The following is a 14,586-nucleotide window of genomic DNA, read 5'->3' as shown; positions in this document are numbered from 1 at the left end:
CGTTTGATTGCGGCTCTGCCCCCTTGTTTCAAATTCAGGTTTATATTCAAGGGCTTTATGAAAATTTACACTCGCACTGGCGATAAAGGCAGTACGCAAATATACGCAGACAAGGCTGTTCGTGTAGATAAAGACGATTTAGTAGTGAAAAGCTATGGGGATATGGACGAGTTAAACAGTCAAATCGGCCTCTTAGCAGCGCACGTTGCAACGAAACACCAGCCGATGCTACATGATATTCAGCGCAATCTTTTTCAGGCAGGGTTTGCCATCTCAGCAAGTTCAACATTGGCGCAGGATGACATCGAAAATCTTGAAAAGCTTATTGATAACATTACCGGCCAAATGCCGCCCAATACATCGTTCGTTTTACCAGGTGGTTGCAAGTCAGCGGCACAAGCTCATGTATGCCGAGCAGTTTGCCGTCGTGCCGAACGCTCAGTTATCAGCCTTTCAAAGCACTATGACGTGCCTGAAGTTGTTCACGCGTACCTAAACCGCCTGAGCGACTTTTTGTTTACCTTCGCACGCTTTTTGAATATTGAAGCCGGCGTAGACGAAGTAGCGGTGTAAATCGCGATATTCGTTTTTACAAAATTCGTATCCAAGCTTTTATCTAAGCTTTTATGTGAGCTTTTATGTGAGCTTTTATACGAATTTTTAGATGAGCTTTTATATAAACGTCCATTGAATTAAAGATAAAAGCACCGGTGTAAAGGTGCTTTCTCACTACCTTCTTATTACCTGTTTTAACGCTCGCTCAGGCGCTTGACCAAATCTACTGCGCTTTCGTATTTATCTTGAAGCCCTGCAGGCAGCACGCGTCCGTATAAAGCCATAACCCGCTCTTGCTTTAACTCATCATCACGACTTGGGCTAGCGTAGCGAGACTCGATACCATCAAGAATGCTCTCAGCGCCTTTAGGGTTGTTGCATGCCAGCACCATGTCACAGCCAGCCTCTAGTGCAGCTTCAGCGCGCTCCACGTAACTACCCGCCACACTGGCACCATGCATGGATAAATCATCAGAAAAAATAGCGCCCTGAAAGCCAATATCGCCCTTAAGAATAGATTGCAGCCATGTTGACGAAAAACCAGCTGGCTTGTCGCACACCTGATTGTAAATCACGTGTGCTGGCATCACGCCCTCCAACATTTTGCGTTCAATTAAGCGTTGAAACACCACCATATCGGTAGTTCGAATCTCTTCAAAATCGCGTTCGTCCACCGGCAGTGCAATATGGGAATCTGGCGCAACGCTACCATGACCCGGGAAGTGCTTACCAATTGCAGGCATGTTTACCGCTTTAAGACCTTGAATTAAATGGGTAGCAAGACGAATAACGTCATTTGCGTTATCCGCAAACGCTCTATCACCGATAACCTGTGACACGCCGTTAATGTCAAGCACAGGCGCAAAACTGAAATCAATATCGAGGGTTTTAAGTTCGTAAGCTAACGCAAGTCCGCAAGCTTTTGCATAGGCAGCGCTTTCATCTTGATGCTCAGACTGGCGTAAAATCTCGCCCATGGCCGGAATAGCGGTAAAGCCTTCACGAAAGCGCTGAACTCTTCCGCCTTCATGGTCAACAGCAATCAACACAGGAGTTTTCGCATAGCGCCTTATATCTTGAACAAGTGCCGATAACTGGCGCTTATCATGATAATTGCGACTAAATAAAATGACGCCGCCCACCACAGGGTGTGCCAGCTTTTCCTTTTCTTCAGGCAAGAGTTCTTCGGCCTGACAATCCAACATTAACGGGCCCACATCACCACCTTTACATATGTCATAAAACATCACTTTAATTTTTCAGGTTCTGTGGTTAGGATAGAGAAAAACTAGGAGTTTTACACGTGATTAATTGGATCAAGTGGTTGGTTTTAGGTGTTTTTACCCTACTTTCTCTGGCCGCTATTGCGGTTTATATTTCACTACGGTTAAGTCTTCCCGCACTTGATGGCAATAGCGCGACTTATCACGTGGTTGCTCCTACAGAATTAAGCCGCGATAGCCTTGGTCAGGCCGTTATAAATGCTAACGATATTTTTGATGCCGCCTACGCCCTTGGTTTTGCTCATGCGCAAGACCGGTTCTTCCAGATGGATCTTCAGCGTCGCGCTGCATCAGGCAATTTGTCTCAATGGGTAGGAGAAATAGCCCTAGATATCGACAAAAAAGCGCGCTTTCATCAGTTCGAGCAACGGGCAAAGGTCGTATTTGAAAATCTACCGGCAAGACAGCAGGACTTACTTGTTCGTTACGCACACGGCGTAAACGAAGGGCTATCGGAGTTCACTTTACCCCCGTTCGAATATTTGGCAGCAGGCGTTGAAATTAAGCAGTGGCAACCTACCGATAGCATATTGGTTATCTATAGCATGTACCTCGATTTACAGGGTAGCCAGGTAGAGTTTGACCTTGCCAGAGAAGCCCTGCTCAATACCTTTGGTGAAGAGGTTTATAATTTCATTACGCAGCCCAGCAATTACCAAGCAGCGTTAGATGCTAGTGAAATTCCCCTGCTCGAGGCTGCGGCCCCTTCCTATCCGGCTATTTTTCGCTCTCCCACTGATACCATGGGCACTAGTAGTAAAAGCAACACTAGCCAACAAAGCCAAGCAAAAGAAGGTATGACACCAGAGATTTCTCAAAGCCCAACTACCATAAATACTGCGATTGCCAGAGCCCAATACAATGGCACCGAACTGCCCGATATCGGTAGCAACAACTGGGCAGTCACGGGGGCGTATACCGCAACTGGCGCCGGCCTTTTGGCTAACGATATGCACTTGGGCCTTCGAGTACCCATCATTTGGTATCGCGCACAGCTTAATTACCAAGAGTCAGGGAGCGATGTTCAGGTTACCGGTGTATCGCTACCCGGGCTTCCTGGAATTGTTGTAGGAACCAACGGTCATATTGCGTGGGGCTTTACTAATGCCAACTTAGACAATGTGGATTGGGTTGAGTTAGACGAAGGCACCACAACGAAAACCATCACAGAACGAATTCCCCTTCCTGACGGCGAACATGAATTTACGCTACAAATCAGTGATTTTGGCCCCGTAAGAGAAGTAGACGGAAAACGTTACGCGCTAAATTGGGTAGCACATCACCCGTTTGCGGCCAACTTAAGCATTGTGAACTTCGGTACCGCCAAAACCGTTGAAGCTGCCATGAAAGTAGCCAAGCGTATTGCCATACCAACTCAAAACCTCGTGATTGTAGATGAAAATGGCAGTGCCTCATGGCAGCCAGGGGGCGCAGTTATGGCAAGAGAACAAGCCTCATTTACAGCAATAAGCGAGGCCTCTGCAAACACTTCCCCTGCACAAGCGGCGAATTTACCTCAGGTTATCAACCCTGATATGGGGCGAATATGGACAGCAAACGCACGAGTGATATCAAGCGAAGATTTTAAAACATGGGGCGACGGCGGCTATGCGCTCGGTGCGCGCGGTCAACAAATAAGAGACCGACTGTTTGAAAAAGACACGTTCAGTGAAACCGACTTCTACGCTATTCAACTTGATAACCACGCTCGCTTTCTTATTCCATGGCAACATCTGTTATATGGTTTGCTCAACATGAAAGATGTGGAGTTTAAGCCAGACCTTGCTTATTTAAACACATGGAAAGAATGTGCCTGCGAAGACTCTGTCGGCTATACGTTGGTTAAACATTTCAGGCAAGAGGTAATACAAACCTTATTCGGCGACATACTCTCAAAACTAGATGAGCAGGGTGTAAACAGCCGTACTCTGCTGCGGGGCATCGAACCCGCAACGTGGCAGCTTATTTATAGCCAACCCGACTCTTGGCTGCCTGCCGACACTGAAAGCTTCGACGAGTTACTGGTAGACGCTTACAGGCGCGCTAAACACAAACTGCTCGATAAATACTCGCCTGTAGAAGCTGACATGGAAACACTAGCATGGGGCAAGATTAACGCCCTTTCAGTTGAGCACCCTTTTGCTAAACAAATTCCCTTGGTAGGAAACTTGTTAAATATGGAAAAAGTTGAAGGTTTCGGCGATACCTATATGCCTGCTGTTCAGGCACCTAGCTTTGGCGCATCTGAACGCTTTTTTGTGAGCCCAGGGCATTTAGACGATGCCATCCTAACCTTACCTGGTGGGCAGAGCGGACATCCACTGTCAGATTTTTTTACAGCAGGTTTTAACGACTATGCCACCCATGCGGCAACGCCTTTGTTACCTAGCGAACCTATTCACCACCGCACTTTTTATAGAAAAGAAACTGAATGACACCTGCAATCACACTGCTTACCAAAAAGCGTATAACCCATAAGGTATTAAAGTATGACCACGATGCAAACGCAGCATCATACGGATTAGAAGCAGTTGAAAAGCTAAACTTAGACGCGGATACCGTATTTAAAACCTTAGTGGTGAGTACAGATACCAACAAACTAGCGGTTGCCGTAGTACCCGTTAACACCAAGCTAAGCGAAAAGAAAATGGCGAAAGCATTAGGTGTAAAAAAGGTAGAAATGGCCCAAGCAAACGCGGTAGTGGTTGCCACGGGGTACGTGCTAGGTGGGGTTAGCCCGTTGGGGCAGAAAAAGCGGTTAGCCTGCGTAATTCACAAAAGCGCTGAAAGCCTTGCTACTATGCACGTTAGTGCGGGAAAACGAGGGTTAGAAGTGGCGCTTTCCCCTACTGACCTAGCAGCACTTACCGGTGCTCAATTTGCAGATATCTCGGTAGCTTAAGATAGCGTAATGCTTAGCTATTTACTCGCTTGCGCTAGCCACTGCTTGCGTGCTTCTTCAAGCGCTGCTTCATCAGGCTGCTCGCTACCTGAAATGGCTACAGCAATTTGCTGAATAATTGCATCGCGCTTTTCAATTAACGCATGGGTGCGAGGGAATAAATCTTTGGCTTCAGGGTATTGGGCTTTTAGCGGCTCTACGTCTTCCAATGCGTAATAGCGCGCTTCAAACGCTTCGTTATACAACTGACGTTTAGCATTGAAAATCACATAGTCTTTCGCGGTATCTGAACGCAAGTAGTCCATATCTTCTGAAGATAAATTAGCGGCCTGCCCTACTTCACGGGCTTGTTCCATCCAAGAGTCTACCCCTTCGGCGTTTTCGTTTTTCACCGCCTGCTTAACACCTTCTTGTAAATCGCTGGCGTGAAGAATTTCCATTACCGTAATTAATGGCACTTCAGCTGCGTCTTGATCACGTTGATCGGCATCCAGCGACAAATAAGCAAACCAAGAAAAAACAGCGGCGATAACAATAGCAAGAACAACAAGCGCTTTTTTCACACTTTCCTCCGAACAGATTGCATATGAAATTCAGTGCGGGGGCACTGTTAAAAAGAAGCAATACAAAAAAAGAGCGAGAGACCTCGCTCTTTTTTCAATATTGTAACGACCTAAAGATTATTGGTCGACAGGCTCAGAGTTTTCAACTCGGCTTTTTAATTTTTGACCCGGGCGGAATGTTACCACTCGACGCGCTTTAATAGGAATGTCTTCACCGGTTTTAGGATTACGGCCAGGACGTTCGTTTTTATCACGCAGGTCAAAGTTGCCAAAACCTGACAGTTTTACTTGCTCACCAGATTCCAGAGCGCCTTTAATCTCTTCGAAAAAAAGCTCTACCAGATCTTTTGCATCACGCTTGTTAATGCCTAGTTTCTCGAATAGGTGTTCAGCCATCTCGGCTTTGGTCAATGCCATAGTTTACTCTCTTAACGCGGCCCCAAACTCAGATTCCAGACCTTTAACCACAGTATCTACGGCTTGCTGAATTTCAGCTTCTTCCAAGGTTTTATCCGGATCTTGTAAATGAAGTGACAAAGCAAGGCTCTTGTAGCCTGGCTCAATTCCCTTGCCTTTGTACTCATCGAACAAGTTTAGAGCAACTAGTTGATTTACGCCAATATTTTCTATGTAAGAAAGTACATTTCCTACACGCACTTCATCTTTAACCGTAATAGCAATATCACGACGGTTTGATGGGAAGCGCGATACTGGTACGGCTGACGGTAAATTGCGTTCAGTAATGGCATCTATCACCAGTTCAAACACAAATACGCGGCCGTTAACACCAAGCAATTTAGTAAACTGCGGGTGTATAGCACCAATATAGCCAACTTCTTCATCATTAAGCAAAATTTTTGCAGTCATACCAGGGTGTAGCGCGCTGTGCTCCCCTGTTACGAATTGGAACTCGCCAGTTTTACCCGTTAGCGCCAATAACGCCTCAACGTCTGCTTTAGCGTCAAAGAAATCAACCGGGTTATCACCCAAGTCCCAATGTTCTTCATTACGACGCCCTGCTACTACACCACCAATTACTTGTTGTTGCAATACACCATTTGGCGCATCTTGTTGAGGAATAAAGCGTAATCCTGTTTCAAACAGGCGAACGCGTTGTTGCTGACGCTTCTGATTATAAGCAGTAGCACCCAATAAACCCGGCCATAAACTAACGCGCATTATCGACATATCAGATGAAATTGGGTGTGGTAACACCATGCCTTTCACATCTGGGAATAATGCGTTTTGAATTTTAGGGTCAACAAACGAGTAAGTAATCGCTTCGTTGTAGCCACGGCTTAATAGCAACGACTTCATAGTGTTTAGCGGCAGCTTGGCTTCCTGTGAAGGCAACATGGCCAAGGTGGCTTGTGGCGCAACGTTTGGAATGTTGTTGTAGCCGTAAACTCGGGCAATTTCTTCAATCAAATCTTCTTCAATTGAAATATCAAAACGATAGCTTGGCGCAACCGCTTCCCAACCTGCTTCGGTTTGCGTCACGTCTAAACCAAGGCGAGTAAGCATTTCTGTTACTTTTGCATCATCAATGCTAATACCTAGCACACGAGCTAAACGTTCACGACGAAGTGTAACCGTTGCTTGCTTAGGTAGCTTGTCTTCAGCCACAGCCTCAACAACAGGGCCAGCTTCACCACCACAAATTTCAAGTACAAGTGCTGTAGCGCGCTCCATGGCTTTACGCTGAAGCTGCGCGTCTACACCACGCTCGTACCGGTGTGATGCATCGGTATGCAAACCGTACTGACGGGCACGGCCCATAATCGCATCGCGACTAAAGAACGCACTTTCAAGCAAAATATCTTGAGTTTCGCCTGTTACACCAGAGTGAAGGCCACCGAAAATACCCGCCATTGCTAGCGCTTTGTTGTCATCAGCAATAACCAAAGTGTTGCTTTGCAGCTTCGCTTCAGTTTCATCAAGTAACGTAAGGGTTTCGCCTTCATTCGCCATACGCACATTAATGTTGCCTTCAATGCTGGCAAGGTTAAACGCGTGCATTGGCTGACCAAGCTCTAGCAATACAAAGTTAGTCACATCAACAATGGGGTCTATACTGCGAATACCGCAACGACGGAGCTTTTCAACTAACCACAGTGGCGATGCTGCTTTAACATTTACGCCTTTAACCACACGACCTAAATAACGTGGGCATGCGTCATCCGCGCTTAACGTAATTGATAATTTATCTTCAATTGTTGCGTCTACCGCAGCCACTTCAGGCTCGCACACGTCAAGGTTATTAAGCACGCCTACTTCACGGGCAATACCGCGAATACCCAAACAGTCTGCACGGTTTGGTGTTAGGTCTACTTCAATGGCGTTGTCATCAAGACCAAGGTAATCGCGAATGTCTTCGCCAATAGGTGCATCGGCTGGAAGCTCGATAATACCGTCGTGGTCATCGCTAATACCTAGCTCAGAGAAGCTACAAAGCATGCCAAAAGATGGCTCGCCGCGAAGCTTCGCTTTCTTAATTTTAAAATCGCCTGGCAATACAGCGCCAACAACCGCTACTGCTACTTTAATGCCCTGACGACAGTTAGGTGCACCACAAACGATATCGAGTAGTTCATCGCCACCTACGTTAATTTTAGTTACGCGCAGTTTATCGGCGTTCGGGTGCTGACCGCACTCTACTACTTCACCTACTAGCACGCCTTTAAAATCGCCTGCTACTGGCTCAACGCCGTCTACTTCCAGGCCAGCCATGCTCAACTGTTCAGACAGCTCATGTGCCGACAGCGACGGGTTAACCCACTCTCTTAACCATTTTTCACTGAATTTCATGTGTACTCTCTGCCTTAGTTGAACTGCTTAAGGAAACGAAGATCGTTTTCAAAGAACGCGCGCAAGTCGTTAACACCGTAACGAAGCATAGTTAAGCGCTCTACGCCCATACCAAAGGCAAAACCTGTGTACTCTTCAGGGTCGATACCCACAGCTTTAAGTACATTTGGGTGCACCATGCCGCAGCCTAGTACTTCAAGCCACTGACCGTTTTTACCCATAACGTCTACTTCTGCTGAAGGCTCAGTAAATGGGAAGTAAGACGGACGGAAGCGAATTTCTAGCGACTCTTCAAAGAAGTGATGTAAGAAGTCGTGCAAAATACCTTTAAGGTCGGTAAAGCTAACATTCTTATCAACCATCAAACCTTCCACCTGGTGGAACATCGGCGTGTGAGTTTGATCGTAATCGTTACGATAAACACGCCCTGGCGAGATAATACGCAATGGCGGCTTTTCAACTTCCATGGTACGAATTTGAACACCAGAGGTTTGCGTGCGAAGCATCATGTCTGGGTTAAAATAAAAGGTATCGTGATCGGCACGCGCTGGGTGATTCGCAGGAATGTTCAGTGCGTCGAAGTTGTGAAAACCATCTTCAATTTCAGGGCCAGTTTTAACTGAAAAACCAAGCTCGCCAAAGAAAGATTCAATACGCGCAATAGTACGGCTAACCGGGTGCAAGTTACCTGGCTTTTCAGTGCGACCAGGCAAAGTTACATCAATGGCTTCTTCGGCTAGCTTTTTGTTAAGCTCTTCAGTGCGTAAAAACTCACCTTTTGCAGAAATAGCTTGCTGAATAACCTGCTTAGCTTGGTTAATCTTTTGGCCTGCGGCAGGACGTTCTTCGTTCGATAACTTTCCAAGCCCTTTAAGTAAGTCGGTAAGTTTACCTTTCTTACCCATGAATTCGACCCTAACTTGGTCTAATGTGGCTGCATCTTGTGCAGCGTCAATCTGGCTTTGTGCCTGATTGATAATAGCGTCAAGCTCCATGTTTTCCTCAATTTACATGATGACTGCATGGCCAAAGCATAGGAAGAATTTTTCTGTGCGCTAAGGCTTGCCTGAAATAAAAGCGGTAGTTTACACGAGTGACAGACATTACCGCTACCCTATATAGCTGATAATGGCAAAATTTTCGCGCTAATGACTCGTATAGCTTCCGATTCAAAAAAGTTATCTACGTAAATTGGGTTAGTAAACTAAGTATTTCAAACTAGTGTTCAAACCTATTAGAGTTTTTTCATTCTGGCTTTGAGGCTAAAAGGCGTGCACAAAGTTAGTAACGTTGGAATATACACGTTGCCCTCACACTGAATAATCAAGTAAAACTTAGATAAACATACGAATAAGCAATTTTAAACTGTGCAGGTTTACAGCAAAGTAGTTTTGGGGTAAAACAATTACAGTATTTGATAATAATAACCCAAGTTTTCTACAGTTTATAAAAACCAAATAGTCAGGCTGCTAACCGCGCCATTAGATTAGATTTCACTTATAAACCTAGATTTACTCGAAATTAATATTCCTTCCTCATCATCATATAAATTAAAACAACGAATTTTTTAACAATGAAAACCAGCTTCAGATTTGATATTCAAGCATTACGTGCACTGGCAGTTATGAGTGTGCTTATATTTCATATTTCGCCCTATCACCTCCCCGGGGGTTATCTAGGAGTAGATGTATTTTTTGTCATATCTGGTTATTTAATTATCGGTCAAATATGGAAGCTTATTTGTGATAGAAATTTTAAATTCGTAGATTTTTATGCGAATAGATTTAAGCGACTTTTCCCTCCATTATTTGTAGTACTGGTGGCTTCTTCTATCCTCGCCTATTATCTAATGCTCCCAATGGAGTACAAGAATTATACAGAGATGCTGAAAGCCTCTCTTCTTTATTACTCAAACATTTGGTTTTATTTTCAGTCAGATTACTTCAGCAATGATTTAAAACTTTCACCCCTTCTGCACACTTGGTCACTTTCAGTAGAAGAGCAGTTTTACTTTATCTTTCCTATAATTTTAGTATTACTGTCTACCATTTTTAAGCGTCGTATAATGGTTTTTGCTTCCCTAATTCTAATAGGGTTAGTATCGCTATTTGCGGGACATTTCCTGTTGTACTCGGATGCTGCGTTTAGTTTTTTCTCACCATTTACAAGGTTTTGGCAATTTATTATCGGTGGAATGGTAGCAGTTTTACCACAACCAAATATAAGTAATAGAGCTTCATTTCAAGTAACAACCTTGTCGCTTGGTGTTATAATAGTCTCGCTATTTATATACAATGAGGACACTCCCTTTCCAGGCTTGTTTGCAGTTCCTGTAACATTAGCGACAGCTGCAATAATTGCTTGCCATTGTAGATCTAAATTCATAACTTATCTGACAGCCAATAAAGCAATTCTATACATTGGGAATATATCCTATTCGCTATATTTATGGCATTGGCCTACTATCGTTTTCTATAAGATTGCTTTTCTTGGTGAATATTCACCAAAAGATAAAGTAGCTGTGTTCGTTATCTCCTTTATTCTAGCGTCCGTAACGTACTTTTTTGTTGAGAAGCCCACTCGGTCAATATCTACAAGTAAGTTTAGATTTAGTCTCATTATTGCTCCAATTACACTATCTTTAGCAGTAATTATCACGTTTATTACAATCTCTGACGTTCAACAGACTAGATTTAAACCAGAAGTGATAGTTTATGAAAAAGTGATGGAAGAAAAGGGAAGCAATTTTAGAGAAGGAAAATGCTTTTTAACTGAAGATATTTCTTCCCCATCAACAATTATTGAGTCGAATTGCATAGTTCAAGATAAAGACAAGTACAATATTCTCCTTCTTGGTGATAGTCACGCTGCTATGTGGTATTCAGCGTTAGAAGGGACGAGAAAAAATGAGTTCACATTGTCCCAAGCTACAGCTGCGGGATGCACTGTTAATTCTACGAGGTCGAAATTAGAACGGTGCAACGATTTTTACGACTGGGTATTTAACGACTTATTGCTAAATACAGAGTTTGATTTGGTAATCGTAGGTAGTAGATGGCGATTAAAAGATGTTAAAAGCTTTGCAAAAACTATTGAAGTCCTTAAAGAGGAATCGGACAATATTTTTTTAATAGGCCCTAACATTGAATATGCACAGCCATTACCATGGTTGCTTTCTCACCTAAAGCAGGATGAGTTAGAAGGTTTCACTAGATATGACAAACAAAAGCGGGTAGATAAAGAAATTCATGATTTAGCTGATAAAGCCGGTATCGAGTATTACCCGCTGATGGATTCACTTTGCACTGCGAAAAATAAATGTACTTATTTAACACCCTCTGGTAGTCCAACACTTTTTGATGATGACCACTTAACACAGGATGGTGCGCTTATGCTTTCTACAGAAGTATGGAATAAGGTAAATAGCATGTTATTTAGCCATGTTAACAATTGAAGCGTGATGAAATAACCAGCTTAATTGAGCTTTACGTTGGAGCCACATAAAAGTTTTATATACATTGCTAGTTAGCACCGTCGCAATAGGTTAGGTATGTAGTGCGTGGTTCTAGAACTAAAAAATTCGTTACTAATAAGAAATAAAGCAAATGAAATTTAGAGAAGATATAAACGCACTTCGAGCTATTGCAGTCGTTTCAGTAGTCGTTTTTCACTTTAATCATAGTTGGTTGCCTGGCGGTTTTGCAGGCGTAGATGTATTTTTTGTTATTTCCGGCTTTCTTATGACAATGATCATTATGAAAGGTTTGGAAAAAGACACTTTTTCAATTATGTCGTTTTACCAAGCACGAGTAAAAAGAATCATTCCAGCATTGTCTGTTCTTTGCTTTGCTCTGTTAATCTTCGGTTTATTTTTCATTTCTCCAATAGATTATGTGAACTTAGGCAAACACGCGGCGGCAAGTTTATCTTTCGTATCAAACATGGTTTATTGGTCGGAATCTAACTATTTTAATCCTTCATCAAATGAAAAATGGCTATTACATACTTGGAGCCTGTCGGTAGAGTGGCAGTTTTATCTCATCTACCCTTTGGTTTTAGTTTTCTTAAATAAAGTTCTTTCGCTTCGACAGTTGAAGCTCATTATACTTTGCGGAACTATTCTAGCTTTCTTTTTTTCTGTTTTCGTTACCGTTAAGTCGAGCAGCGCAGCATACTTTTTGCTACCGACTAGAGCATGGCAAATGTTGGCTGGAGGTTTAGTGTTTCTCTACCCTTTAAATATTAAATATAGTTTTAGAAATCCGTTACAACTAACCGGCCTCGTTCTAATAACAAGCTCTTTCTTCATATTTACTTCGGCTACTCCTTGGCCGGGATTTGCTTCGCTATTGCCAATTGTTGGTGCGTGCATGGTATTAGTTGCTAACAGTAACTCTAAACTTGTAAGCAACAATATTACCCACTCACTTGGCAAATGGTCTTACTCTATTTACTTATGGCACTGGCCCATAGTTGTGGCAGGGTATTATTTTGAATTGGGACCATATTGGTGGCTAGTTGGTATACCTCTATCAATTTTACTTGGTGCTATAAGCTTTACATATATCGAATCTAAAACGCTAAAAGATTACAGCTTAGACAACATCAAAGTTTTCTTACGCCCCTTACCATTCGCAGTTGTAATAGCTTTGAGCGGGGCGGCTGTTTTTTATACTAAAGGTTTTTTGTACCGTTTGCCACAAAGCGAACAACTTTTGATTAAATCTGCATTAGAAGCAAAAGACGACTGGAACTATCCTCAACCTAATATGGAAGTCGAGGGTTTGGATATAAGGTTTTTAAAAGGTAGTTCAGATAAAAATATATTGGTTATGGGAGCAAGTCATATCGAACAACTTTATCCATATGTCGAAAGCTTAAACAATCAATACAATATTTACTTTTTAACGCAAAGTGGATGCTTTGTTACTCCCTCTATGAAAAACCCTAAGTGGCCGTGTGATGGTATTCAAAACTATAAGAAATTATTGAAAAAGGTTAAATTCAAGAAGGTACTTACTTCGTTTTATGGTTTTGATTCATATTTAGCGACTGATATTACTAAGCGTAAAAGTGGAATACTCACTAGGATTAACGAGTATGATCACTTCTTGTTCAATTTAAAAAGATATATACCTGAAGTATTCATAATAACTGGTGAACCGAAGGGTAATGAATTTGACCCGATACTATCAATACGTAAAAATCTCTCAAGTTATATTTCCGAATCTAAAGTTCGCCTGAATTATGAAGAGCATGAAGATGCTCTAAAAAGGTTAAAAAATATTGATAATGTAAGAATTATCGACCCTATCAAATACTTATGTGAAAGCAATGTTTGTAGAACGCGAGATGATGAACGAGGCTTCTACTATCGTGACGATAACCATTTGAGGCCGTGGTACTCGATACAAGTAAGCTCATATTTAAACAGTATTTTTTTGACATAGTTAGGTAGTTCGCAACTTTAATTAAAATACAATATATGTTTGGAAAGTTAGTCCATACGCTCCCTAACTTGTCGCCAAGCTACAGTCGAAATTTAATGTTACTAGTCAGACTTTGACATTAGATAAAATTAATTGCAAAGCTGTTCTTTATATATTTCGCAATTTTTTAAAGGGTGCTCAAAGTTGTCTCCGATATCGTTTTTTCGGACTTATAAAGTTTCTTAACCTGCGTTTAAAGACTGTAAGTCTATGTTAATAGTAACCTTCAATGTGCACGGTCACAGATATTTAAACAAAGAGCATTATGATGATAAAAAGTAAGCATGAGTACTTACATTACTTAACGCAAGATAGGAAAGCATTAAATGTTGAACCATCGCTAAAGAATTTACTAACACACGATATATGGCGCTTTCAAGTAGCTCTGAGAAAGCTGGAGTTTAGGAAAAATACTGCTAAAACTCTTTTTGGTAAAGCTTATGCTATGTGGCTGCAATTGAAAGTTCGACGGTTAGGCCGTAAGCTCGGATTTTCAATACCTGCCAATGTCTTCGGTCCAGGTTTATCGATCGCCCACGCTGGGACCATTGTAGTCAACGGAAAATGTAAAGTTGGTGCAAACTGTCGAATTCATGTATGCGTTAACATCGGCGGCAGTTTATCTAAAAAGGGAGCGGCTCCTCATATTGGCGACGACTGCTATATTGGCCCCGGCGCAAAAATATACGGCGATATAAAAATTGGAGATAATGTGGCTATTGGTGCTAATGCCGTAGTTAATAAATCGTTTGACAGTGACTGTACTATTGGTGGCATACCTGCAAAAGTTATAGCAGGTAAAGGGCCACTGGAAATTTTGAAAAACAAGCGAACTGAAATTCACTATTAACATTATACTGATGACAATATTTGCCCATACGCGTTTCCAACGCATCAAAGTGCCACTTCAATGTTTTTCTAGAAGAGCTGAGATAGTACACTACAGCTCAATATGTTAGGCAACGGCATTTATATTGCTTCCTGGT

11 protein-coding genes are annotated in these 14,586 nt (G+C 42.5%); 6 read left to right on the top strand and 5 right to left on the bottom strand.

Translation table 11 applies throughout. The annotated features are described in order from the left end of the window. Positions 1 to 57 precede the first annotated feature (57 nt). Positions 58 to 573, top strand: a complete 516-nt coding sequence (locus GVO62_RS00650; RefSeq protein ID WP_159117302.1) for a cob(I)yrinic acid a,c-diamide adenosyltransferase — start codon at positions 58 to 60, stop codon at positions 571 to 573. 176 nt (positions 574 to 749) lie between these two features. Here GVO62_RS00650 and nagZ read toward each other — a convergent pair whose 3' ends face one another. Next, entirely contained in the window at positions 750 to 1,760 is a 1,011-nt protein-coding gene (nagZ, locus tag GVO62_RS00645) for a beta-N-acetylhexosaminidase (protein ID WP_159117340.1), read from the bottom strand. A 98-nt stretch (positions 1,761 to 1,858) separates the two neighbouring features. Here nagZ and GVO62_RS00640 point away from each other — a divergent pair, with 98 nt between their 5' ends. Both GVO62_RS00640 and ybaK read left to right on the top strand, forming a co-directional pair. Continuing rightward, positions 1,859 to 4,273, top strand: a complete 2,415-nt coding sequence (locus tag GVO62_RS00640) for a penicillin acylase family protein (protein ID WP_159117301.1) — start codon at positions 1,859 to 1,861, stop codon at positions 4,271 to 4,273. Then, complete coding sequence (gene ybaK, locus GVO62_RS00635; RefSeq protein ID WP_159117300.1) at positions 4,270 to 4,740, top strand: Cys-tRNA(Pro) deacylase; 471 nt, start codon at positions 4,270 to 4,272, stop codon at positions 4,738 to 4,740. Before GVO62_RS00640 ends, ybaK begins: the two co-directional genes overlap by 4 nt. Positions 4,741 to 4,757: 17 nt before the next feature. Here ybaK and GVO62_RS00630 read toward each other — a convergent pair whose 3' ends face one another. The 4 genes from GVO62_RS00630 to pheS all read right to left on the bottom strand — a co-directional run bounded on the left by GVO62_RS00630 (position 4,758) and on the right by pheS (position 9,106). After that, on the bottom strand, positions 4,758 to 5,303 hold the full coding sequence (locus tag GVO62_RS00630; protein WP_159117299.1) for a hypothetical protein: 546 nt from the start codon (positions 5,301 to 5,303) through the stop codon (positions 4,758 to 4,760). Positions 5,304 to 5,420: 117 nt separating this feature from the next. Continuing rightward, complete coding sequence (ihfA, locus tag GVO62_RS00625) at positions 5,421 to 5,720, bottom strand: integration host factor subunit alpha (protein ID WP_012518129.1); 300 nt, start codon at positions 5,718 to 5,720, stop codon at positions 5,421 to 5,423. Positions 5,721 to 5,723: 3 nt separating this feature from the next. Then, positions 5,724 to 8,111, bottom strand: a complete 2,388-nt coding sequence (gene pheT / locus GVO62_RS00620) for a phenylalanine--tRNA ligase subunit beta (RefSeq protein WP_159117298.1) — start codon at positions 8,109 to 8,111, stop codon at positions 5,724 to 5,726. 14 nt (positions 8,112 to 8,125) lie between these two features. After that, entirely contained in the window at positions 8,126 to 9,106 is a 981-nt protein-coding gene (gene pheS, locus GVO62_RS00615) for a phenylalanine--tRNA ligase subunit alpha (protein ID WP_159117297.1), read from the bottom strand. Positions 9,107 to 9,684: 578 nt separating this feature from the next. Between pheS and GVO62_RS00610 the strand changes: the two genes are divergently transcribed. From GVO62_RS00610 to GVO62_RS00600, 3 genes are all read left to right on the top strand, one after another. Continuing rightward, the gene (locus tag GVO62_RS00610; RefSeq protein ID WP_159117296.1) at positions 9,685 to 11,565 is read left to right on the top strand and encodes an acyltransferase family protein; all 1,881 of its coding nucleotides are present in this window, start codon (positions 9,685 to 9,687) and stop codon (positions 11,563 to 11,565) included. 151 nt (positions 11,566 to 11,716) lie between these two features. Then, positions 11,717 to 13,561 carry an acyltransferase family protein gene (locus GVO62_RS00605; protein WP_159117295.1) on the top strand — a complete coding sequence of 615 codons (1,845 nt, stop codon included), beginning with the start codon at positions 11,717 to 11,719 and terminating at the stop codon, positions 13,559 to 13,561. A gap of 307 nt (positions 13,562 to 13,868) precedes the next feature. Next, the gene (locus tag GVO62_RS00600; RefSeq protein ID WP_236547025.1) at positions 13,869 to 14,450 is read left to right on the top strand and encodes a serine O-acetyltransferase; all 582 of its coding nucleotides are present in this window, start codon (positions 13,869 to 13,871) and stop codon (positions 14,448 to 14,450) included. Positions 14,451 to 14,586: the final 136 nt, after the last annotated feature.

Origin of the sequence: Alteromonas sp. KUL150 (assembly GCF_009811475.1) — a bacterium.
Lineage (GTDB): Bacteria > Pseudomonadota > Gammaproteobacteria > Enterobacterales > Alteromonadaceae > Alteromonas > Alteromonas gracilis.
This window is presented reverse-complemented; position numbering and strand designations above follow the sequence as displayed.